Source organism: Leuconostoc falkenbergense (assembly GCF_045801155.1).
In the GTDB taxonomy this organism is placed as follows: Bacteria; Bacillota; Bacilli; order Lactobacillales; family Lactobacillaceae; genus Leuconostoc; species Leuconostoc falkenbergense.
The window spans coordinates 451,669-473,925 of the sequence record NZ_CP174386.1; the positions used below are offsets into that span (position 1 = coordinate 451,669).

The window sequence follows — 22,257 nt, forward strand, 5'->3', positions numbered from 1 at the left end:
ACACTTCCAAATCGTATGATATGATTGGAGGTGTTTTTTATGATTATAGCCTATAACCAGCGTCAAAAATACATTTTGGCTAAAGATGCACAAAAAAATCAATCGTATTTTTGTCCAGGTTGTCGTGAGCCAGTTATGCTAAAAGTGGGTGATGTTAAACAAAAACATTTTGCGCATTATTCAGGCACACTTTGCCAAACACTAACTGAAAATGAAACGACAGCTCATTTGTCGGGTAAAATGCAGTTAGCACAGTATTTGCAGCAATTTGGTCATGTGGAAATTGAGGCTGTGATTGCTAGCATACAGCAACGTCCGGACATTTTATTGACGCAAGGCAATCAAAAATTAGCAATTGAATATCAATGCAGTCCTATTTCTCAAAAAAGGTTAATGCAACGAAATGCGGGCTATCAATCATGTCACATCAAAGTTATTTGGATCCTAGGGGAGACCTACTATCACCGTAATTTAAGCCAAAAAACAATCCTAAAATTTATGGCTGCACAGCAGATTGTTTTCTATTTGTCGAGTAATCAAATGTTTGTCCATCGTCATCATTTCATCAAAGCCGATTTTTCACGTGTAAAATATACCGAGAAATGTCATCATGATTTGTTCATAAAGCCGTTGCAATCGCTGACATATCAACATGACGTTAATAAGCAACGCTATAAAGTCCATAGTTTACTCATGCAACAACGTGTTGATAAGTTTTTAATTAATCATTTATATCAACATAATCGACGATTACCTGATGCGCCTGAATGGGTATTTCAAGGGTGTACGTTTGGTTTAAATGTTGCAAATTGGCATTTCCGATTATTAGTTGTGTTACTATTAGAAAAAATTGGTTTACAGCATGTTATTAAAAAAGAGAAATTAAGTCAAATATTAGCACAATACTTCTTAGGTGATGATGATTTTAAAATCGTTCAGTTACGACAAATATTTTGCAGCTTAGAAAATCATAATTTTATTTTACAGCAAGGTGGTTATATTTTAATTCGACGATTGCCTAAATGGTTGAACGCAAAGTAACATCATTTACCGTGAATATGATAGAATGATTAGTATTGAATGATAAGGAGAGTGCGGAGTTCCGCACGTTTATAATTATGGCACAACAAATACTACGTTCTGAAGTTCCTGAAAATTTAACATGGGATCTCAGCACAATTTTTGAATCAGATGATGCATTTGAAGCGGCCTTTAAGTCAGTTCAAACAGCAGCAAAACAATTAAGTCAATATGTTGGGCACGTTGGTGATTCAGCTACTACATTGCTGGCTGCATTAGAAGCGGACCTTGCAGCTGAACGCGAATTTGAAAAAGTGTATGTCTATGCACACCAGATTTTTGATCAAGACACTACTAATCCTAAATATGCGGCTTATAATGCACAAGTTCAGAGTTTATATGCTGAGTTGAGCGCAGCAACGTCGTTTTTTCAACCAGAAGTCTTAGCTATTCCTGATGCGACTTTGACTCAATATCTTGCTGCAGAAGGATTGGCAAAGTATCAACATTTCTTTGATGTTTTACTTGCTCAAAAGCCTCATACATTGCCCGCTGATCAAGAAGCGCTCTTAGCAGGTGCGAGTGACATTTTTGGTGCATCCGAGCAAACTTTTGGTGCGCTTGACAATTCCGATATTACATTTGGTAATGTTCATACTGAGACCGGAGAAGTAGTGCCATTAACAAATGGTTTATATTCACTCTTGTTAGAATCTCAAAACCGTGATTTGCGCCAAGAAGCTTTTACAACCCTATATGATAGTTACATTGGATTACAAAACACATTTGCGTCAACACTATCTGCTCACGTTAAGGGACACAATTTTTTGGCCAAAACTCGACACTATGATTCAGCGCGCCAAGCTGCTGTTTCAGGAAATAATATCCCTGAAAGTGTTTTTCAAACATTAACGACAACTGTGGATGAAAACTTACCATTATTGCATCGATTTGTTGCTTTACGAAAAAAAATTCTGGGTGTAGAAGATGTGCATTCTTATGACTTGTACGTGCCATTGGTTGATGAAATTGACTTTGATGTAACCTATGAAAAGGCCCAACAAATTGTCTTATCAGCATTGGCGCCGTTAGGGGCAGATTATGTTGCCATTGTTCAAAAAGCGTTTGACGAACGATGGATTGATGTTGTCGAAAATAAAGGTAAACGTACTGGTGCTTATTCAAGTGGTGCTTACGACACTAAGCCATTCATTCTGTTGAATTGGCAAAATAATTTGAATAATGTCTACACTTTGGCGCATGAAATGGGACATTCCGTTCATTCTTATTTAACACGGCATAACCAAGAGTACCATTATGGTGATTATCCTATCTTTTTGGCAGAAATCGCCTCAACAACTAATGAAGGGTTGTTGACGGACTATTTGCTTAAGACCAATAGTGATCCTAAATTCCGTGCTTATGTTTTGAACCAATACTTAGATGGCTTCAAGGGAACGGTATTTCGTCAAACTCAGTTTGCGGAATTTGAACAGTGGATCCACGAACAAAGTGCTGATGGAACGGCTTTAACTGCTGAAGTCATGAGTGATTATTATGGTGAGTTGAATCAAAAGTTCTATGGACCAGATCTTTTCCCTGATGAAGCTATTGCTTATGAATGGTCTCGCATTCCTCACTTTTATTATAATTTCTATGTTTATCAGTATGCTACTGGTGAAGCTGCCGCAACAACTTTGGCAGAACGTATCTTGAATGGCAACGGTGCTCAAGACTATAAAAATTATTTAAAGTCGGGTAATTCAGATTATGCGTTGAATATTATTCAAAAAGCAGGCGTCGACATGAGTCAATCTGGCTATTTAAAACAAGCCTTTGAAGTGTTTGAAGCACGTTTGTCTGAATTAGAAACATTGCTATCCAAGTAGAAATAAACGGTCCAACGGGCTGTTTTTTTGCTAAAATAACAGTTAGGAGAAAAAATCATGACTGTACCACAAAATCTTGCTGACGTTGCCAATGCAGCACTTAATGATACCTATACCCCGTATTCTCACTTTCCCGTTGGTGCTGCTTTACTAGCTGAAAATGGTGAAGTTTTTAAAGGTGTTAACATTGAGAACGTCTCATTTGGATTAACTAACTGTGCGGAAAGAACTGCCATTTTTACAGCTGTTGCAGCTGGTCATCGGCATTTTCATGGACTTGTTATTTCTGGAAAAACTGATGAGCCAATTGCCCCATGTGGTGCTTGCAGACAGGTGATGGTAGAATTTTTTGAACCTGATATGCCAATTTGGTTAATTAATGACCAAGGACAAGAAATCGAAACTAACATTGCAGAATTAATGCCGGGCGCATTTAATAATTTACAATAAGGAGTTTACTCATGCCTCAGATTTATCTTGCAGCACCATTTTTTTCAGATGAACAAATTGATCGTGCAAAACGCATTGAATCAGCGTTAGATGCTAATCCAACTGTTAAAGATTATTACTCACCACGACAAAATCAAAAAACTGAAAATCCGGAATTTAGTGCCCCTTGGGCGGCCGAAGTATTTCAAAGAGATGTTACCAATGTCATGGCGGCTGATATTATTGTATCAGTGATTGATTATCGCGATAATGATGCTGATTCGGGTACTGCTTTTGAGCAAGGAATGGCTTGGGTGGCTAAAAAACCAATAGTGGTCGTTAATGAGTTACAGTTTCCTGTTAATTTGATGTTATCTGAGTCATTAACAGCTTATGTGACAGCAGCAGAAGCTTTAAAAACATATAATTTTGAACAAACACCGAAAATACCATTTACAGGAGAACTATTCTAATGAAAAAAATTTTGGTTGCGAATTTAACAGCAAAAAAAGCGGTTAAATATTTGGAAGAAAAGGGATTCGAGGTTATTATTAGTTCTCAGGCGAGTGATGATGACTTTTTGGCACACACGGATGTTGATGGCATTCTGATAATGATGCACCCTTTTGGTGAATCATTGATGTCAAAGATGCCTAATTTGAAAGTGATTGCACGACACGGTGTCGGTTATGATAATGTTGATTTGGCTGCTGCTGCCAAACATGATATTGTCGTCACGAATACTCCTGGTGCAAATGCGACAGCTGTTGCTGAGACGGCTATCATGCACATGTTGATGGCTGGTCGCCTATATTACCAGCGTCGTGAATTACTCACAGATACGACAAATGCTGATTACTTAGCAGCGCATAATGGTCAGGAAATATCAGGTAAAACAGTAGGAATCATCGGTTTTGGTCACATTGGTCAAAATATTGATCGATTGTTAACGGGATTTGATGTGAATGTTTTAGCTTATGCAAGACATTCACATGAGGTAGTGAACGGTCGGATGGCCACGCTAGACGAAATTTATGAACAATCTGACTTTATTGTGACCGCCCTACCAGCCACACCGGAAACGACGCACATGATTAACGCAGATGTTTTCTCAAAGATGAAATCTTCAGCGGTTCTCGTTAATATTGGACGTGGTGCATTAATTGACGAAGCAGCATTGATTGATGCCCTGAAAAATGATGTGATTGCTGGAGCTGGTTTGGACGTTGTCGAGCATGAACCAATTAGTGTTGATAATCCTTTGCTACAATTACCCAATGCATTTGTGACACCACATGTTGCTATGATTTCGCAAGAAGCAATGGATAATGTTGCCATTAAAGCAGCAGAAGATATTGTCAGAGTATTATCAGGGGAACAACCACGGTTTCCTGTTAATTAGCTTACTTTTTGTCAATAGTATAAGATTGTGTTAGAATGAACACAAGAGCCTGGAGGAATAATTATGGCAAAGTTGGCAGAACATACAGAAAATCTTTTGTGTCAGAATTTTACAAAAACATTCGAAATTCTTGGTCGTAAATGGAATGGTATGATTATTGAAACGTTACTGGTTAGTGGACCAAAGCGGTTCTTAGAAATTTCACGTGCTATTCCAGCTTGTTCAGATCGCGTTTTGGTTGAGCGTTTAAAAGAACTAGAAGCAGCGCATTTAGTGATTCGTCAAACTTATGAAGATTCTAATTTGATTGAATACAAACTAACTGAGGCTGGTGAAGCGATGCGACCAATGATGAAAGCAGTTCACGAATGGTCTGATAAATTTAATAATGTTGCAAAGCTAGAAGTTCCTGACAGCCTGACAGAAGTTTGATACAATAGACATAGTAAGATTACGATGAATGACCTAGTAATGATTAAGCGCCAATAGCGAGCGGTGAATAGTGAAAGACCGTGGGTAGCTAATGATGAATTTCAGTCAGGAGTAATGGCTTAATCGCCAGCGTTAGTCCACGATACGGACGCCAAAGCTGACAACGTTCAGAAATTTGGGTGGTACCGCGTTATTTGACGTCCCATGTTATCTTTTTTAAGATAACATGGGATTTTGTGTTAGAAAGGAAAAATGATGAGTTTAATTGATGATTTAAAACAGCTGAAACAATCTGCTGTCTCGCGCATTAATTCGCAAGATGCCGATATTGAACAATTGCGTGTTAAATTGTTGGGTAAAAAAGGTGAGTTGACTGCTTTATTGAAAGGCATGAAAGATGTCGCTGCTGAAAATCGCAAGGCAGTTGGTGAAATTGGCAATGACGTTCGGCAAACAATTACTGAATTATTGACCGAAAAAAAAGCTGCTGAAGCTGAAGCAGCTTTGTCCGAGCAATTAGAGGCTGAAACAATTGATGTTACAATGCCAGGGGCCCAATCACCCATTGGACAACCACATGTGCTTCAACAGATTATTGATGAAATTGAGCAACATTTTTTGGGTCTTGGATTTCAAGTAATTGATGATACAGTTGATTCACCAGAAGTTGAGACGGATGAGTATAATTTCGAAAGAGAAAACTTGCCAAAAGATCACCCTGCACGTGATATGCAGGATACATTTTATATTACGCCGGAAATTTTGCTTCGAACCCAGACATCACCCGTTCAGTCACGTTCGTTAGAGAAACATGATTTTTCTAAGGGGCCTCTTAAAATGATTGCACCGGGAAAAGTTTACCGTCGTGATACTGATGATGCCACACATTCGCACCAATTCCATCAAGTTGAAGGCATGGTTGTTGGTGAAAATATTACTATGGCAGACTTAAAGGGCACTTTATTATCCGTTATGCAGGAATTGTTCGGTGAAAAGCATCAAATTCGGATGCGTCCATCATACTTTCCATTTACGGAACCATCTGTTGAAGTCGATGTTTCCTGGGATGAGGTGACACCTGATACAAAACCAGAAGATATTAAATGGATTGAAGTTTTGGGAGCGGGTATGACGCATCCTAATGTATTGCGCATGGACGGTGTTGATCCTGAAAAATATTCAGGGTTTGCCTTTGGTTTGGGACCTGATCGACTTGCAATGTTGAAGTATGGTGTAGATGATATTCGACAATTCTATCTGAATGATGTTCGTTTTTTGTCACAATTTAATCGGAAGGGGAATTAATCATGAAAACGAGTTTAGCTTGGTTAAATGAATATTTGGATGAGCCACTTGCTTTAGATGAGGTTGCTGTTAATCAACTGGCTGAGCAAGTTGCGCGTACAAGTGTTGAAATTGATAGCTATACCACTATTGCGCGACAACAAGATGGTTTGGTTGTGGCAAAAGTTTTGAGCGTTAACCCACATCCAGATTCAGATCATATGGTTATCACACAGATTGATGCTGGTGAGTCTGAACCAATTCAAATTGTCACTGGGGCGCCAAATGTCGCTGTCGGGCAATTCGTTATTTTGGCAAAAGTTGGTGCACATATTATCAACCATGATAGTGGCGAATTGGTGACGCTTTCTGCTGTGTCACTACGAGGACAAATGTCTTATGGTATGTTGGTCGCTTTGCAAGAAATAGGGTTTGATAACAAGATTGCACCTAAAGATTTTGAGTCTGGTATCTATGTTTTTGGTCCAGATGATGGTGTACAACCTGGCGATGACGCAATTGTTGCTTTGGGGATGAATGAACCGGTCTTAGATACTGATTTGACGCCAAACCGCTCAGATATGCTTTCTATGATTGGAACAGCGTATGAGTTTGGTGCAATGCGACAGGTGAAGGTTCAAGAACCCGACTTTGAATTAGTTGAGTATGAAACAACTGCTGATAGCCAAGTATCAATTCAAATTGATGATCCAACTTTGGCACCAAAATATGCATTGCGGGTTGTTAATCAAGTTACTGTGCAGGATTCACCACTTTGGTTACAAAAAAAGTTGTGGAATGCAGGCATGAGACCAATCAATAACATTGTTGATATTACCAATTATATGATGCTGATGTACGGACAACCCTTGCATGCCTTTGATTTAGATAAGCTATCACACAAAGATATCCATGTTCGCCTTGCCAATGAAAATGAATCTTTGGTCACATTGGACGGTCAAAATCGGACACTACGTGCTGAAAAAGATATTGTGATTGCCAGTGGACAAGATGGTTTAATGTTAGCCGGTGTTATGGGTGGCATTAGTTCGGAAGTTGATGCCAACACTAAAAACATTGTGATTGAAGGTGCTATTTTTAATCCAAGTCTTATTCGTGCAACAGCACGTCGACATAATCTTCATTCAGAAGCTTCTGCGCGATTTGAACGTGGTGTTAATTGGGACAATACCTTTAATGCTTTAGATCATGCTGCGAGTTTGGTAGATAATTTGGCTAATGGTCAAGTGGCGCGTGGTCGCGTTGAAGCATCTAATCAGCCACGTGAAGCGATTCGTATTTCATTAACTGCTAAACGAGTTAATCAAATATTAGGCACTTCTCTCGATGTGACTGCAATTGCAGGTTATTTTGATCAATTAGCATTCACATATCAGATTAATGGTGATCAGATTTTAGTTGATGTTCCTGCACGCAGGCCAGATATTAGTATCGAAGCAGATTTGATTGAGGAAGTGGCACGACTATTTGGTTATGATAACTTGCCATTAACCTTACCATACGGTCCAACAACCCCAGGTAAATTAAGCTTGCTGCAACGTCAAATCAGAGGAACTCGACGTATTTTGGAATCATTGGGATTAAATCAGGCCATTTCCTATGTCTTAACGACACCCAACAAGGCACAACTATTTGCAGAAAATTCGACAGATAACGTTGTGACACTTGACTATCCAATGAGTTCTGACCGAACAACTGCGCGACAAAATCTATTGGCTGGTCTTTTAGACGATGTCGTCTATAATGCGGCACACGCTGTTCATGATATTGCGCTTTATGAGCAAGGACGTGTTTTTATTGCCAAACAAAATGATCAGCAACCAGCAGAAATTGAACATGTCGCTGGGGTATTAACTGGTAATCGATTTGCATCCACTTGGCAAAAAGGTAAGCAAGCACAAGCAGTTGATTTTTATGACATTAAGGGTGTGGTAGAAAGTTATTTAAAACAGATTGGCGTGAATGACGTCAGTTATCGAGCAACTAATCGTCATCTTAATATGCATCCTGGTCAGACAGCAGATATCTATTCAGGCACACAGTACTTGGGATTTGTAGGACAAATTCATCCGCGTTTGACGAAAGCGCAGAAACTAGCGCCAGTGTTTGGATTTGAGTTGAATCTTTTTGCTGTGTTGCAAAATGTGCATTCGAGTGTTTCTTATGAGCCAATTTCCCGTTTTCCTCAAATGAGCCGTGATATGGCGTTGCTTGTAGATAGTCAGGTGACATCTGCTGAAATTGAACATGTCATTCGAGAATTTGCTGGCCAGCATTTGGTTGATGTGACATTATTCGATGAATACACTGGTGATAATTTACCAGAAAACAAAAAGTCTTTGGCTTATACTCTGACATATCAAAATAATAATGAAACACTTGTTGAAGCTGAGGTTAACGCTGATTTTGAACACGTTATAAGCAAATTGCAATCGCAATTTAATTTGACGATTCGCTGATTATTTTTCTAATTTAATTTGAGTTGTGCTTGAAAACACGTTATAATTGAATGCAGACTATAAAGTTACAGGATAATTTCATGGCAAAAATAATCATACAAGGTGGCCATCGCTTACGTGGTGAAGTCACTATTGGTGGCGCTAAAAATTCAACAGTAGCACTGATTCCGGCAGCAATTTTGGCCGATACACCGGTTAAATTCGACACAGTACCACAAATTTTGGACGTCAAGAATTTGCAGCTTATTTTGCAAGCGATGAATGTTAGTTCAACGTTTGAAAATGGTGAATTGACAATTGACCCAACACATATTACTGAAAGTGACTTACCAAGTGGTGCAATTAAATCATTGCGGGCTTCGTATTATTTTATGGGCGCTTTACTAGGACGTTTCAGTCGTGCGACAGTGACTTTTCCTGGTGGAGATAATTTGGGACGACGGCCAATTGATCAACACATCAAAGGTTTTGAGGCGCTGGGTGCGACAGTGACGGAAGTCAATGATATTATTCATATAGACGCTACCAGTCATGGCCTGATTGGTGCGCGTGTCGCGTTGGACACAGTTTCTGTTGGTGCAACTATCAATATTATTTTGGCTGCTGTGCGTGCTAAAGGGCAAACAATCATTGAAAATGCTGCGCGCGAGCCTGAAATTATCGACATTGTCACATTCTTAAATAATATGGGCGCTAGTATTCGTGGTGCAGGAACTGATACCATTCGTATCGCTGGCGTGCCTAGTTTGAAAGCACGAAACACACATACCGTTATTCCGGACCGAATTGAGGCCGGAACATACATGAGTATGGCTGCTGCATATGGCGACGGTGTGACGATTAAAAATGTCATTCCCGAGCACTTAGAATCATACACTTCTAAGCTGATTGAAATGGGCGTTAATTTAGATATTGGTGAAGATACAATTCATGTTTATAAGTCAGATGAATTGAAGCCTGTTGCTATTAAGACAATGCCTTATCCTGGTTTTGCGACTGACCTTCAACAACCAATTACACCGCTGTTGTTGTTAGCTAACGGAGAAAGTACAATTGTCGATACGATTTACCCCAAACGAGTGAAGCATATTGCTGAACTGCGTCGAATGGGTGGCGATATTGATTCGGCTGTTCCTGGCGAAATCAAAATTAATCAATCACCGCGCCTGTTGGGTACAAGTGTTCAAGCTGCTGAAATTCGCGCTGGCGCGGCGCTTGTTATTGCTGCTATCATGGCAGAAGGTGAAACAGTGATTAACGACGCAGATCATATTTTGCGTGGTTATGACCGTATTCAAGAAAAGTTAAGCCGTTTAGGCGCTGATGTGACGATAGAAGGCATTGATTTGATTAATTTGATGCCTTAAATAGTTGCATGTTAGTACAAATTTTGATACAATAATCTAGTTAATAACTGACTCTAGGTCACGAGACTTAGGGCGCTAAGGAGAAACGAATCATGCAAGCAGAAATTCACCCAGATTATCATGCAGTTGTCTTCGTCGATGCTTCAACAGGTAAGAAGTTTTTGTCAGCTTCTACTGTGACATCTGACACAACAACTGAATTTGAAGGTAAAGAATATCCATCAATCCGTATGGATATTACATCAGACTCACACCCATTCTATACTGGTAAGCAGAAGTTTACTCAAGCCGATGGTGCAGTCGACAAGTTCAACAAGAAGTTTGCTGGATTTGGTTTCAAGAACAACGAAGACAAGTAATTGTTCATTCAAAAACGTTCACCTTGGTGAGCGTTTTTTATATATGAGGGCAGAACTATCGCACGCACAATTTTACCGGTTAAATTAGGGCAAGAAATAACGGCAGTTGTGGATGATATCCGTATTGATGGTATGGGCATTGTTCATGTGACCGAGCACTATCCCTTATATATTGCGGATGCTATTCCAAATGAGAAAATTCGTTTACGCGTCACACAGGTAGATAAATTTTCGGGTTATGCACAAGTAATTGAACGGATAGTATCTTCCAATGCTAGACAAGACAATCATCGTCAGTATTTGATTGAAGCTGGCACAGCGCCTCTAGTTAACTTAAAATATGAAGCGCAACTCGCTTTAAAACAAAAGCAGATCCAAAAATTATTTGCTAAAAAAGGTTTAACAGTCACTGTTGCACCAACTGTTGGGATGCAAAATCCAACATACTATCGCAATAAAACGATTGTACCAGTGAAATGGCAAAATGGTAAATTGACCAGTGGTTTTTATCGTCGTGGCAGCCATGAACTAGTGCCCATGACGGATTATTTTGTGAATGACGCGGAAATTGACCAAGCTATTGTTGTCGTTAGAAATATTTTAGAGAAATATCAAATTTCAGCTTTCGATCCAGATACGCAACAAGGTGCAATCCGTTATATTATGGTTCGGAGAGGTTATTATTCCCATGAATTAATGGTTGTCTTAGTTTCTGACGTGTCAACTTTATCTAATGAACCTGAAATTGTGAATGAAATACATGAACAACTACCTGAATTAAAAAGTTTGCGATTAAATTATAGTCCTAAACGACAGTTTGTGCTATTGAGCCCTAATAACAGAACGTTATGGGGCGAAGATTCAATTCATGATACATTGTTGGGCTATAATTTTATTATTGGTCCTAATTCTTTCTACCAAGTTAACCCGCAAATGACTGAAATATTATACGATTTAGCAGCTCAAAAAGCTGAATTACAAGCGGATGATGTTGTTATTGATGCGTATTCGGGCATTGGCACGATTGGTATTAGTGTGGCTAATCGTGTTAAAAAAGTGATTGGTGTTGAAGTTGTGCCTGGTGCGGTTGCTGATGCGCAGTTGAATTTGCTTAACAATCAGATTACTAATGCGACGTACATTTTAGCTGATGCACCTGAACAATTTAAACGTTGGCAACAAGAAGACCTAAAACCGGATGTTGTATTTGTTGATCCGCCTAGGCGTGGGTTAACTGCTGAATTAATTGAAGCAACAGTTGACATGGGACCAGATCGTTTTGTATATATTAGCTGTAATCCTGTAACACTTGCTCGAGATGCTGTTGAAATCATTCAACGAGGTTACCACATTGACGGACCAATATTGCCCGTTGACCAATTTCCGCAAACGTCTCATGTTGAAAGCATAACGGTATTTCGAAAGGATTAAAATGAATTATTCTGTATCAAAAATAGGACAAATATTGCATGCGCCTACTCAGTTAGGTGATGTGATTGTCAGGGGTGTTTCTTTTGATTCGCGCCAAGTTAAACCGGGCGATTTGTTTGTGGCATTGGTAGCACAAAACGATGGACATGATTATATCGAACAAGCATTCAATAATGGGGCAGTAGCTGTACTGGCTGATAATCAACACCAAATACCATCAACTATTGCCGCCGTGATAGTACCCGACACATTGACAGCACTTCAAGCGTTGGCACAATATCGACGACAAGATATTAATCCCAAGGTTGTAGCAATCACAGGCTCTAACGGTAAAACAACCACCAAAGATATGGCTGCAGCGGTTTTGGGTACAAAGTATAAAACATTTAAAACACCCGAAAACTTCAATAATGAAATTGGTGTACCGCTAACAATTTTGACGATGCCAGAAGACACCGAAGTGCTCGTTGTTGAATTGGGTATGGATCGTTTTGGTCAACTTTCCGTCTTGTCAGACTTGACCATGCCGGATATTGCGATTATCACGATGATTGGTGAGGCGCATATCGAATTTTTCAAGACGCGTGCCAATATTGCTAAGGCAAAATTAGAAATCACTCAAGGCTTAAAAGCTGATGGTACACTAATTATACCTTTTGACGAACCCTTGTTGACAACAGCTGCTGTTAGTCAATCGGTTGTTCATTTTGGACAGAAAATCAGTGATATAGATGAAAATGAAGGTGAAACTTCTTTCACGTTTGATAATACTCGATTTGCTATTCCGTTGCGAGGTCGGTATAATATAATGAATGCGCTCGCAGCGATTTCAGCGGGTATCTTATTACATATTGACACAAAAGACGCCGCAAAGGCACTTAAACATTTTGATTTGACTAAAAATCGTACTGAAACGCTCACGACAGCTCACGGCGTGACTTTGATTAGCGATGTTTATAACTCAAATCCAACTGCTGTAGCTGCCGTTTTGGCAACACTGAAGACGATTCCTAGTGTACACAAGTATATTGTGTTAGGAGACATGTTAGAATTAGGCGATCAAGCGCAAAACTTGCACGCTGGTCTGGCAAAAGCGGTGACAGAGGCGAATGTTGATGGCGTTTACTTAGTTGGAAAGTTAATGAGGATGTATCTTTATCCCATTTTGCAACAACGTTTTGATTCAACGCACTTGCACCAATATGAAACAGATCAGTTAGCCGAATTAATCACAGATTTACAGACGTTAGGTGAAAACGGGGACGTGATTTTGCTTAAAGCAAGTCACGGAATTCATCTTGAGAACGTTGTTAACGCATTAGTAAAATAATTTAATGTGTCGGGGGACACACCTATGCAACGAAAGCAAAGTCGAAACATTAAGCGAAGAAAATGGATATTTGTAATTTTTTTGCTGAGTTTGTTACTGGGCACTTTGTGGCCTTTAACACTAAAAGAGGCGACAGTTACATTGAAACCTATTAAAAATGATGACTTTAGTGTCAATAATGTCAACATGTTGGGTCGAAATGTTGTACCCCAAAATGCGCTTGCCAAAGATGCGGATAACCAGTTAAAGCAGTCACACTATATCGGAACTGCTTTAATTGTTCACAAAAATAAAATTATTTTACAAAAAGGCTATGGTTATGCGGATGCTAAAACGAAACGCCTTAATGACGCCGCAACACTGTTTCAGATTGCTTCAATTCAAAAAGGACTCACAGCAACATTGGTTATGAAAGAAATTGAATCTGGTAAGCTATCTTTTGATACGAAGCTTAGCCAGTTTTATCCTAATATTGCTAATTCTGATAAAATCACAATAAGTGATTTGATTACGATGACTAGCGGGCTAAGTCAACACATACAGCCAGTAACTTTTGAATCAGAAGCGGATAACATTGATTTTTCTGCGGATCATGCAGTTGTTATTGGCGAGCCTAGTATTGGCTATGGTTGGTCATATCAAGCTGTTAACTATCGTTTACTGGCCGGCATATTGATGAAAGTGACACATAAAACTTATACACAATTGTTTGACCAAATGTTTGATCGGCACTACCATTTAAAAGCGGTACAATATGATGCATTCAAAACATCAGCTAATCGTGCAATTGGCTATGATGATTCATATGACAAGCCGTATAGTGATAACGATGTTGCCTATCATCGTGAAACAGGAACTGGTAACGTTGCAATGACAACAGGTAATTTGTATCGATATTATTATTTGATGATTAACAAAAAAATGATACATAGTCCAGCCCAATTATGGCAAACGAAGCCCGGTGAAAGCTATGCTGCAGGTATGTATCATTTCCCAAAATATATGACTGCACATGGCATACTACCGGGATATGAACCAACTGTAATATTGTCCAAAAAAGGTCAGGATGCTGTTGTGCTATTGAGTAATCAATATTACAAACAGCATACTTTCCAACCACTAGCCAAGAAAATATTTACACAAATGACTGCCATTCCTACAAAGTGAATGGTTTACGCACAGTACGTGCAAGGAGAAAAATTTTGAAATTTAGCGAATTAGGTTTGTCACAAGATATTTTAGATGCCATTAAAACACATGGTTATGTCGAAGCGACACCAATCCAAGAAAAAACAATTCCGTTGACATTATCAGGACGTGATGTTATTGGACAAGCGCAAACGGGAACCGGTAAAACAGCTGCTTTTGGTTTGCCAATTTTGGAACACATTGATTTAAATAATCAAAACATTCAGGCTCTGATTGTTTCACCAACACGTGAATTAGCGATTCAAACAGCAGATGAATTAAAAAAGCTCGGACATGACAAACATGTTGATGTGCAAGTTGTGTTTGGTGGCGCTGACATTCGCCGTCAAATTCAAAATTTGAAGTCACATCCACAAATACTTGTCGGTACACCTGGTCGTTTGCTAGACCACATTAACCGCAAAACAGTTAGATTGGATCACGTTCGTACCCTTGTGCTAGATGAAGCCGACGAAATGTTGAACATGGGATTCTTGGACGATATTGAATCAATTATTGATAAGACACCAGCTGAACGTCAGACGTTGCTATTCTCAGCTACAATGCCACCTGCTATTAAGCGTATTGGTGTTAAGTTCATGACTAACCCAGAGCACATTCAAATTGAAGCTAAGGAATTGACAACTGATTTGGTTGATCAATACTTTGTACGGATGCGTGAAAATGAAAAATTCGATACGATGACTCGTATTTTTGATGTCCAAGCACCAAAATTGGCAATTGTTTTTGGTCGCACAAAGCGTCGCGTTGAAGAATTAGCTCGTGGTTTAGAAGCTCGTGGTTACCATGCAGCTGGTTTACATGGTGATTTGACGCAACAAATGCGTTCACGTGTTTTAGCTCAGTTTAAATCACATGAAATCAATATTTTGGTGGCAACAGATGTTGCGGCTCGTGGTCTTGATGTTAAAGATGTTTCTCACGTCTATAACTTCGATATTCCACAAGATCCTGAAAGCTATGTTCACCGTATTGGCCGTACGGGTCGTGCAGGCGCCAAGGGTGTATCAGTGACGTTTGTGGCACCAAATGAAATGGATTACTTGCGTGCAGTTGAAGAGTTGACTAAAAAACGTATGACGCCTCTTGAACCTGCAACATTACAACAAGCACGTGTCGGTAAAATTAATAATGCTGCCGGCGAGGTGGCAAAGTTAATTCAATCAACTGATGTAGCAGAAATTCAAGATCAAGTTAATGCTTTGACTGCACAATATTCTGCTGAACAGTTAGCGGCAGCTTTGTTATCTAGTGCAGCTGATTTAGAAAAGCAAAATACACCAGTTGAAATCACACGTGAACGTCCATTACCACGACGTAAGGGTGGTGGTTCACGCAATGGTGGTGGACGCCGTGACGGTAACCGCGGTGGTGGCTATCGTGGCAATCGTAATCGTCGTGGCAATGGTGATCGTAGTAATGATCGCCGCGGCACAAGTGAGCGTCGCTTTGGTGACTACAAGCGTCGTGATGGTCGTTCAAATGAGAGTCGCCGTAATAGCGGCGGTAGTCGTCGCGAATTTACCGTTCGTGAAAAAGGATAAAATACTGTTATTGAATTAACGGTAAGATAAATAAACACGATGAAACCGTCCAAACAAATTGGACGGCTTTTATTTTTCAAGATGATATTAGCTTATAATGGATACAAGACTATCTTTGGTGGAGGGAAACATGAGAACAGTTGCAGAAGCTATTGCCTATATTCATAGTCGCCCAAAAGGCGGGCAAAAAGAATCATTGGAACGCATGCATGCCTTACTTGACCGTTTGGGAAATCCAGAAAAGATCATACCACCGGCTATTCATATTACAGGAACTAACGGGAAAGGATCTGTTGCTACTATGTCAAGCAACATATTGCATTCCGCGGGTTTTCATACTGGTTTGTTTATTTCGCCTTTTATTACAGATTTTCGGGAGCGAATTCAAATTGATAACCAAATGATTTCATCGGAGGATTTGCTGTCAACTACCCAAGATGTAGCAGATGTTTTAACTGACCTTGATCGCGATTTGGCGCCAGATATTCCGACTGAATTTGAAGTCTTAACAGCTATTATGTTTACTTTTTTTGCCCGACAAAACCTTGACGCACTAGTGATTGAAGTTGGTATTGGTGGCTTACTTGACTCGACCAATGTGATGCCAAATGCACGTGTGGCTGTCATTACAAGCGTTGGCTTGGATCATCAAGCCCTATTGGGGTCCACTATTGCTGATATTGCTCGACAAAAAGCAGGTATTATTCACAACGACATGCCTGTGGTTATCGGTCAAGTTTCCGGTGAGGCGCGATCCGTTATTGAAAGCTATGCTTCAAAGGTCATAGTTGGTCATTTGGGTGAATTTAATCCTGGGCTGCCTGGAGATTATCAAATTGTGAATACAGCTACCGCAGTTGCTGCCGTACGTGCTTTTGATGAACAAATTCCAGATTCAGCCATTACTCGTGGACTTGAGACAACACGTTTTCCTGCGCGGTTTGAGCTATTGCGTACAAATCTAATGATTGACGGTGCACATAATGCACAGGGGCTGCACGCCTTGTACAAGGCACTAATCAAGTCCTATCCAACAGGCAAGATTCATTTAATTATTGGTAGTTTAATGGATAAAAACGTGACAGATTCTTTTTCTGAAATTTTGACTCAAGATCGTTTTACCATTACCTTAGTGCCATTTACTGGGCCAAACGGTAGACATAGTTTGAATATTGAAGCAACTGCAAAAAAATATCCAGTGCAAACAGCAGTAAACTGGCAAACAGCTATAAAGCAATCTGACGCTGATTTAACGGTATTAACAGGTTCATTATATTTTGTAAGTAAAGTGAGAGAAGAGTATGCAAAGTGAAAAATTATCATTACGCTTAGTTTTTAGCGTTTTGGCAATTGGAATTTTAGGATTTACTGACATTATGTTAGAAACAGCATTAAATGTTAGCTTTCCGATATTAATGACAGAATTTCATGTCACATCAAATGTCGTGCAGTGGCTGACGTCTGGTGTGATTTTACTGACAAGTATGGTGGTTATTTTATCACCGTGGTTGAAGAAAAATTTTACTAACCGTAGTCAATTTATTACTGCAACTATTATTTCTTTAATTGGTGTATTAATTAATGCGATTAGCGGTGATTTTGGCTGGACATTATTTGGACGGCTACTACAAGGAATTGGCGGTGGTGTTGGTTTTCCTTTGATGTATAACGTGATTTTTGAACAAGTGCCAGAGAAAAAGCGCGGGACAATGGTCGGATTGGGGTCACTTATTATCTCGTTTGCCCCAGCAATTGGACCAGCTTTTGGTGGCTTTTTAACACAAAATTACGGTTGGCATATGGTGTTTTGGGTGGTGTTACCAATTCAGATTTTTTCACTTGTATTAGGTTGGTGGACAATTCAACAGGTTGCACCATTAAAAAAAGAAAAACTAGATTTGATTGGTTGGCTACTGCTGAGTTTATTCTTCGTAGCGGGTATTTCTGTTATCGAACGTACTAGCACTCATGGATTGATTAATACTTTAAGTTTGAGTATGATTGTGGCGATGATAATTGGTTTAGCGGGTTATCTATTTCATGCAAAGCGAATTGCCAATCCATTGATTAATCCGGCAATTTTCAAATATAAAACTTTTCGCTTTGGTATGGCAGCTTCGTTTACGACACAAGTTGTTAATTTAACGTTTAATTATGCGGTTCCGATGGTATTACAAATTGTATTATTGCAAAATTCTCAAGTAGCAGGATTGGCACTGCTGCCTGGCGCATTGGGATACGCGCTGATGGCTATTTTATCAGGTCGGCTATATGATCGCTTTGGTGCGCGTGTACCAATCATTACTGGCTTGATATTGATGTTGACGGGAACTGTTTTGATGGCGTCTTTGCCGATTAGTTTGACATGGTTGACACTTGGCTTTATGGTTATTCAGGTTGGTGCTGGTTTTTGGTTTGGTAATAACATGACTTTCACAATAAGTCAGGTGCCAGTTAATTTTCAGAGCGCGGGTAATTCAATTTTTTCAGCGACTAATAATTATTCTGCCGCCATTGGGATTGCCTTAGCTGCCGGTATCATTGCTACTTTTCAAAAGCATGCCGATGATGTTCGTGATTTGGTCGTAGCAACTCATTCGGGCACCATTTGGACATTTAGAATTGATGTTGTATTGATTGTGTTGTCTGCCATTTTGTCATTAAGTGCATTACATTTTGGGAGAAAAGGCTTACGTTAACGTATTATGTTGTAGAGGTAAACAACATGATTACTAACAAAATTAAGCAATTTTATAGACTATTTGGACAAGAGGAAGGCTCTGCACTACGTACTTTTCAACGTTACTTTCCTGAACCATATACGTTAAATGAAATAACGCATGATACAGCTGAGGACTTTGCTTCACATAATGAAGTTGCTAATCAAGCGCTATTGATTGGTGTTGAAATAGGAAAAGCCGTTGCTTTCCAAAAAAGGCCGATTTTACTAAACGCAAAATATTCGACTAAAATGGGAATATTTGCTCAAAAAAAAATCGGTCATTTTCCTCAAGAACAGCTATGCTTGGCGCTTTTGGATGCACAGCTAAATGTTATTGGTTGGGAAACTGTTTTTGTTGGTACTGTGAGTCACGTGCAAGCGTCACCTAGAGAAATTTTTCAGCGTGTTTTGAAAGCCAATGCGCTGGGATTTATGATTGCTCATAATCATCCTAGTGGTTATGTCATGCCCTCGAAAGCAGACATTGCTTTTAGCCAGCGACTTGCAACACTTGGGCAACAAATGGATATTCATTTGTTTGATTCATTTGTTGTGACGCAAAGTGATTATTGGAGTATGTCTGAAAAAAAGCAGCTAAAAAAGCTATCCCGTAATAATTAGGATAGCTTTTTTAAACAGCGACAGGTGCTTTGATAGCAGGTTCGCTGTCGTAATCCAGAACTTTGATGTCATCCATTGTGTAGTCAAACAGTGATTTTACTTCGGGATTTAACCATAATTTTGGCAGTTTATGCATTGGTCGTGAAAGTTGCTCGTTAATCTGATCAATGTGGTTGTTATAAATATGTGTATCGCCAATTGTATGAATAAAATCGCCAACCTCATAGCCAGTTTGAGCAGCAACCATATGAAGCAATAAGGAATATGAAGCAATGTTAAACGGCACGCCAAGGAAAAAGTCACCAGAACGCTGATATAGCTGTAAACTAAGCTTACCATCAGCCACATAGAATTGACTTAAGACGTGGCAGGAAGGTAAAGGTGCTTGTGGTGTGGTTTCGGCGTTCCATGCTGTCAAAATTAATCGGCGAGAATCAGGTGTGGTTTTGATTTGATTAATGAGACGATTGACTTGATCGATGGTGTCTTCACCAGCAGTTAGGCTATTTGTTTCCCAACCGCGCCACAACTTACCATACACATCACCAATGTAGCCAAACGTTTCCTTAAAATCATCATCATGAAGGATTTTATCGACAAAAATAACTTTTTGTTCCTGATATGCTTTGTTGAATTCAGAATCATGTTGTGATCGTCGGCCAAAATCACTCATGTCAGGACCGTCATATTGATCAGATTCAACCCAATTTTTAAAAGCCCATTCATCCCAAATATGATTATTGTGTTCGAGCAAAAAGCGAATATTATTGTCGCCACGTAAAAACCATAAAAGCTCACTTTTAATTAAGCCAAAAAAGACTTTTTTTGTGGTTAAGAGTGGAAATCCTTCTTGCAGATTGAAACGCATTTGAGTGCCAAACAGTGAATGTGTACCAGTTCCGGTGCGATCACCCTTTAGTGTTCCCTCATCGAGAATTTTTTGTGCTAAGTCTAAATATTGTTGTTCATTTTGAGACATGTCTATTTTTTGTACGCGATTTAGCTATTGTAAACAGATTGGTACGCGCGATTCCTTTCAAAAAATCATTACTTAAATATTAACGAAATCACTTATTAATAGCAAATTTGTACGTTTTTTAAAACGTTGTTCTGACGCTTTTATTTGCGTGTTACAGAATTGTAACAAACCTTTCAGCGGTTGGCAGTATTGGATTTTTACTGATTTTTAATTACAAAAAATGTTTTTAAATGCTATTCGTTTTCTAAAAGTAAAAAATATGATAAACTTGAAAATAGTTCGTTAATTGTGCGTTTTTTCTTACAAATTCAAGGTCATCATTCATGAGCAATGAATTGATTTAAATCAATTTGATGGGCTGTTTGTGATGAAAATGGTACTTGCTTAAGTGAAACGTGTTTTTGACGTAACAGTTCTTCAGCAAATGGATCATTATGATAATCACGCATAAAGTTAATGTTACGAATACCTGCTTGAAGCAAGAGCTTAGTGCATTGCACGCATGGCACATCTGTGACGTAAACTTCTGCGCCGTCAACGCTAATGCCCATTTGAGCTGCTTGCATCAGCGCATTTTGTTCGGCATGAACGGCTCGTACACAATGACCATCGACAATGAGATCACCGACCTCAGTGCAATGGGGTGTGCCTGCGACACTGCCATTATAACCACTTGCTATTATGCGATGCTCTCGCACAATAATAGCGCCTACGTGTAATCTTGTACATGTCGATCGTGTTGACAAAATGGCTGCCTGTGCAATGAAATATTGGTCCCAACTAATACGTGTATCCATATAATGTGCCTCGTTCTGTTTTTGAATCTGATAGAATGAGTATAACAAAATATTGTGAAGATTGAAGGAGATTTTTGAATGACAGAGTTACTTGACGGTGCCAAAGTTGCCAAAATAATTAATGACAAAACGGCTCAACGTGTGGCAGGCCTAGATAAGCCAGTTACTCTTGCTGTGATTTACGACCCAGACAATGAAGGTAGTCAATTATATGTTGGCATGAAGTCTCGGAAAGCAGCCAAGCTTGGCATTCAAACACGTGATATTCCTGTTGGTGCAGATGAAACGACCGAAAGTGTTATTGCGTTAGTTGAATCTTTAAACGCTGATGATGACGTGACAGGTATTTTAGTTCAAAGCCCATTAGCTAAGGGCATTAAGGAACGACAAGTATTTTCTGCAGTTGCACCATCCAAAGATGCTGACGGTTTAGGTGCAACAGTTCAAGGAATGCTGTTTGGTGATGCTTTAGAGCCATATACCGTCGCCGCGACGCCACAAGGTGTGATGTCATTGTTAAATTATTATCATATTCCTACAAAAGGCAAAGTAGCTTTAGTAATTGGCAGGTCTCAATTATTTGGACGACCAATGTCAGCCTTGTTAAATAATGCAGATGCAACGGTGACTGTGGCGCATCGTTTTACTGAGCCAGATATTTTGAAACGTTTGCTTAAGTTTGCTGACATTGTGGCTGTTGGTGTTGGTATTCCTAATTTTATTAAAGGGAAAGACTTGAAACAAGGTGCAACCGTCATTGATGTTGGGATGAATGTTGTTGATGGCAAAGCCACTGGTGATGTTGACTTTGATTCAGCACAGGGTATTGCGGATTTTATTACGCCAGTGCCTGGTGGTGTAGGGCCAATGACAATTGCTACTTTATTAGAAAATACAGTTACATTAGCGGAACAAAATAAATAGTTTAATGAGAAGTAATGGCGTTAAAAGGCTTTATAACT

At 39.4% G+C, this 22,257-nt stretch carries 20 protein-coding genes; 18 read left to right on the forward strand and 2 right to left on the reverse strand.

What is annotated here, in order from left to right; genetic code table 11:
- The first annotated feature begins 39 nt into the window (after positions 1 to 39).
- The 17 genes from ACI3ES_RS02280 to ACI3ES_RS02360 all read left to right on the forward strand — a co-directional run bounded on the left by ACI3ES_RS02280 (position 40) and on the right by ACI3ES_RS02360 (position 19,519).
- Positions 40 to 1,041, forward strand: a complete 1,002-nt coding sequence (locus ACI3ES_RS02280; protein ID WP_114666388.1) for a competence protein CoiA — start codon at positions 40 to 42, stop codon at positions 1,039 to 1,041.
- Between the two features lie 77 nt (positions 1,042 to 1,118).
- Entirely contained in the window at positions 1,119 to 2,909 is a 1,791-nt protein-coding gene (pepF, locus tag ACI3ES_RS02285; protein ID WP_114666389.1) for an oligoendopeptidase F, read from the forward strand.
- A 57-nt stretch (positions 2,910 to 2,966) separates the two neighbouring features.
- On the forward strand, positions 2,967 to 3,359 hold the full coding sequence (locus tag ACI3ES_RS02290) for a cytidine deaminase (RefSeq protein WP_004915808.1): 393 nt from the start codon (positions 2,967 to 2,969) through the stop codon (positions 3,357 to 3,359).
- An 11-nt stretch (positions 3,360 to 3,370) separates the two neighbouring features.
- On the forward strand, positions 3,371 to 3,811 hold the full coding sequence (locus ACI3ES_RS02295) for a nucleoside 2-deoxyribosyltransferase (protein WP_004915811.1): 441 nt from the start codon (positions 3,371 to 3,373) through the stop codon (positions 3,809 to 3,811).
- Positions 3,811 to 4,740 carry a phosphoglycerate dehydrogenase gene (locus tag ACI3ES_RS02300; protein WP_114666390.1) on the forward strand — a complete coding sequence of 310 codons (930 nt, stop codon included), beginning with the start codon at positions 3,811 to 3,813 and terminating at the stop codon, positions 4,738 to 4,740. Before ACI3ES_RS02295 ends, ACI3ES_RS02300 begins: the two co-directional genes overlap by 1 nt.
- A 63-nt stretch (positions 4,741 to 4,803) precedes the next feature.
- Positions 4,804 to 5,172 (forward strand): helix-turn-helix domain-containing protein, encoded by a 369-nt coding sequence (locus ACI3ES_RS02305; RefSeq protein ID WP_114666391.1) that lies wholly within the window; start codon positions 4,804 to 4,806, stop codon positions 5,170 to 5,172.
- Positions 5,173 to 5,427: 255 nt separating this feature from the next.
- Complete coding sequence (pheS, locus tag ACI3ES_RS02310; protein WP_114666392.1) at positions 5,428 to 6,477, forward strand: phenylalanine--tRNA ligase subunit alpha; 1,050 nt, start codon at positions 5,428 to 5,430, stop codon at positions 6,475 to 6,477.
- Between the two features lie 2 nt (positions 6,478 to 6,479).
- Positions 6,480 to 8,936 carry a phenylalanine--tRNA ligase subunit beta gene (gene pheT, locus ACI3ES_RS02315; RefSeq protein WP_114666393.1) on the forward strand — a complete coding sequence of 819 codons (2,457 nt, stop codon included), beginning with the start codon at positions 6,480 to 6,482 and terminating at the stop codon, positions 8,934 to 8,936.
- Positions 8,937 to 9,016: 80 nt separating this feature from the next.
- Positions 9,017 to 10,303 carry a UDP-N-acetylglucosamine 1-carboxyvinyltransferase gene (locus ACI3ES_RS02320; RefSeq protein WP_004915827.1) on the forward strand — a complete coding sequence of 429 codons (1,287 nt, stop codon included), beginning with the start codon at positions 9,017 to 9,019 and terminating at the stop codon, positions 10,301 to 10,303.
- A gap of 92 nt (positions 10,304 to 10,395) precedes the next feature.
- The gene (locus ACI3ES_RS02325; RefSeq protein ID WP_010278597.1) at positions 10,396 to 10,662 is read left to right on the forward strand and encodes a type B 50S ribosomal protein L31; all 267 of its coding nucleotides are present in this window, start codon (positions 10,396 to 10,398) and stop codon (positions 10,660 to 10,662) included.
- A gap of 57 nt (positions 10,663 to 10,719) precedes the next feature.
- Positions 10,720 to 12,093: a 23S rRNA (uracil(1939)-C(5))-methyltransferase RlmD gene (rlmD, locus tag ACI3ES_RS02330; protein WP_181809826.1), complete on the forward strand. Its 1,374-nt coding sequence runs from the start codon at positions 10,720 to 10,722 to the stop codon at positions 12,091 to 12,093.
- A gap of 1 nt (position 12,094) precedes the next feature.
- The gene (gene murF / locus ACI3ES_RS02335) at positions 12,095 to 13,423 is read left to right on the forward strand and encodes a UDP-N-acetylmuramoyl-tripeptide--D-alanyl-D-alanine ligase (RefSeq protein ID WP_114666396.1); all 1,329 of its coding nucleotides are present in this window, start codon (positions 12,095 to 12,097) and stop codon (positions 13,421 to 13,423) included.
- 24 nt (positions 13,424 to 13,447) lie between these two features.
- The gene (locus ACI3ES_RS02340; RefSeq protein WP_114666397.1) at positions 13,448 to 14,590 is read left to right on the forward strand and encodes a serine hydrolase; all 1,143 of its coding nucleotides are present in this window, start codon (positions 13,448 to 13,450) and stop codon (positions 14,588 to 14,590) included.
- A 35-nt stretch (positions 14,591 to 14,625) separates the two neighbouring features.
- Positions 14,626 to 16,176 carry a DEAD/DEAH box helicase gene (locus tag ACI3ES_RS02345; RefSeq protein WP_114666398.1) on the forward strand — a complete coding sequence of 517 codons (1,551 nt, stop codon included), beginning with the start codon at positions 14,626 to 14,628 and terminating at the stop codon, positions 16,174 to 16,176.
- 130 nt (positions 16,177 to 16,306) lie between these two features.
- Positions 16,307 to 17,488 carry a folylpolyglutamate synthase/dihydrofolate synthase family protein gene (locus ACI3ES_RS02350; RefSeq protein WP_114666399.1) on the forward strand — a complete coding sequence of 394 codons (1,182 nt, stop codon included), beginning with the start codon at positions 16,307 to 16,309 and terminating at the stop codon, positions 17,486 to 17,488.
- The gene (locus tag ACI3ES_RS02355; RefSeq protein ID WP_114666400.1) at positions 17,478 to 18,875 is read left to right on the forward strand and encodes an MFS transporter; all 1,398 of its coding nucleotides are present in this window, start codon (positions 17,478 to 17,480) and stop codon (positions 18,873 to 18,875) included. The genes ACI3ES_RS02350 and ACI3ES_RS02355 overlap by 11 nt, the downstream gene beginning before the upstream one ends.
- Positions 18,876 to 18,901: 26 nt before the next feature.
- Complete coding sequence (locus ACI3ES_RS02360) at positions 18,902 to 19,519, forward strand: JAB domain-containing protein (protein WP_114666401.1); 618 nt, start codon at positions 18,902 to 18,904, stop codon at positions 19,517 to 19,519.
- Positions 19,520 to 19,529: 10 nt separating this feature from the next.
- Here ACI3ES_RS02360 and ACI3ES_RS02365 read toward each other — a convergent pair whose 3' ends face one another.
- The gene (locus ACI3ES_RS02365) at positions 19,530 to 20,498 is read right to left on the reverse strand and encodes a thymidylate synthase (protein ID WP_114666402.1); all 969 of its coding nucleotides are present in this window, start codon (positions 20,496 to 20,498) and stop codon (positions 19,530 to 19,532) included.
- A 317-nt stretch (positions 20,499 to 20,815) separates the two neighbouring features.
- Positions 20,816 to 21,295, reverse strand: a complete 480-nt coding sequence (locus ACI3ES_RS02370; RefSeq protein WP_004910199.1) for a ComE operon protein 2 — start codon at positions 21,293 to 21,295, stop codon at positions 20,816 to 20,818.
- Positions 21,296 to 21,373: 78 nt separating this feature from the next.
- Here ACI3ES_RS02370 and ACI3ES_RS02375 point away from each other — a divergent pair, with 78 nt between their 5' ends.
- Complete coding sequence (locus tag ACI3ES_RS02375; RefSeq protein WP_114666403.1) at positions 21,374 to 22,219, forward strand: bifunctional 5,10-methylenetetrahydrofolate dehydrogenase/5,10-methenyltetrahydrofolate cyclohydrolase; 846 nt, start codon at positions 21,374 to 21,376, stop codon at positions 22,217 to 22,219.
- Positions 22,220 to 22,257: the final 38 nt, after the last annotated feature.

Excerpts from the sequence above, each read along its gene's own strand:
- ACI3ES_RS02295 (WP_004915811.1), top strand. The coding sequence starts at position 3,371 with ATGCCTCAGATTTATCTTGCAGCACCATTTTTTTCAGATGAACAAATT.
- ACI3ES_RS02290 (WP_004915808.1), top strand. The coding sequence starts at position 2,967 with ATGACTGTACCACAAAATCTTGCTGACGTTGCCAATGCAGCACTTAAT.
- ACI3ES_RS02360 (WP_114666401.1), top strand. The coding sequence starts at position 18,902 with ATGATTACTAACAAAATTAAGCAATTTTATAGACTATTTGGACAAGAG.
- ACI3ES_RS02375 (WP_114666403.1), top strand. The coding sequence starts at position 21,374 with ATGACAGAGTTACTTGACGGTGCCAAAGTTGCCAAAATAATTAATGAC.
- pheT (WP_114666393.1), top strand. The coding sequence starts at position 6,480 with ATGAAAACGAGTTTAGCTTGGTTAAATGAATATTTGGATGAGCCACTT.
- ACI3ES_RS02305 (WP_114666391.1), top strand. The coding sequence starts at position 4,804 with ATGGCAAAGTTGGCAGAACATACAGAAAATCTTTTGTGTCAGAATTTT.
- murF (WP_114666396.1), top strand. The coding sequence starts at position 12,095 with ATGAATTATTCTGTATCAAAAATAGGACAAATATTGCATGCGCCTACT.
- ACI3ES_RS02370 (WP_004910199.1), bottom strand. The coding sequence starts at position 21,295 with ATGGATACACGTATTAGTTGGGACCAATATTTCATTGCACAGGCAGCC.
- pheS (WP_114666392.1), top strand. The coding sequence starts at position 5,428 with ATGAGTTTAATTGATGATTTAAAACAGCTGAAACAATCTGCTGTCTCG.
- ACI3ES_RS02340 (WP_114666397.1), top strand. The coding sequence starts at position 13,448 with ATGCAACGAAAGCAAAGTCGAAACATTAAGCGAAGAAAATGGATATTT.
- ACI3ES_RS02300 (WP_114666390.1), top strand. The coding sequence starts at position 3,811 with ATGAAAAAAATTTTGGTTGCGAATTTAACAGCAAAAAAAGCGGTTAAA.
- ACI3ES_RS02350 (WP_114666399.1), top strand. The coding sequence starts at position 16,307 with ATGAGAACAGTTGCAGAAGCTATTGCCTATATTCATAGTCGCCCAAAA.
- pepF (WP_114666389.1), top strand. The coding sequence starts at position 1,119 with ATGGCACAACAAATACTACGTTCTGAAGTTCCTGAAAATTTAACATGG.
- ACI3ES_RS02325 (WP_010278597.1), top strand. The coding sequence starts at position 10,396 with ATGCAAGCAGAAATTCACCCAGATTATCATGCAGTTGTCTTCGTCGAT.
- ACI3ES_RS02355 (WP_114666400.1), top strand. The coding sequence starts at position 17,478 with ATGCAAAGTGAAAAATTATCATTACGCTTAGTTTTTAGCGTTTTGGCA.
- ACI3ES_RS02365 (WP_114666402.1), bottom strand. The coding sequence starts at position 20,498 with ATGTCTCAAAATGAACAACAATATTTAGACTTAGCACAAAAAATTCTC.
- ACI3ES_RS02280 (WP_114666388.1), top strand. The coding sequence starts at position 40 with ATGATTATAGCCTATAACCAGCGTCAAAAATACATTTTGGCTAAAGAT.
- ACI3ES_RS02320 (WP_004915827.1), top strand. The coding sequence starts at position 9,017 with ATGGCAAAAATAATCATACAAGGTGGCCATCGCTTACGTGGTGAAGTC.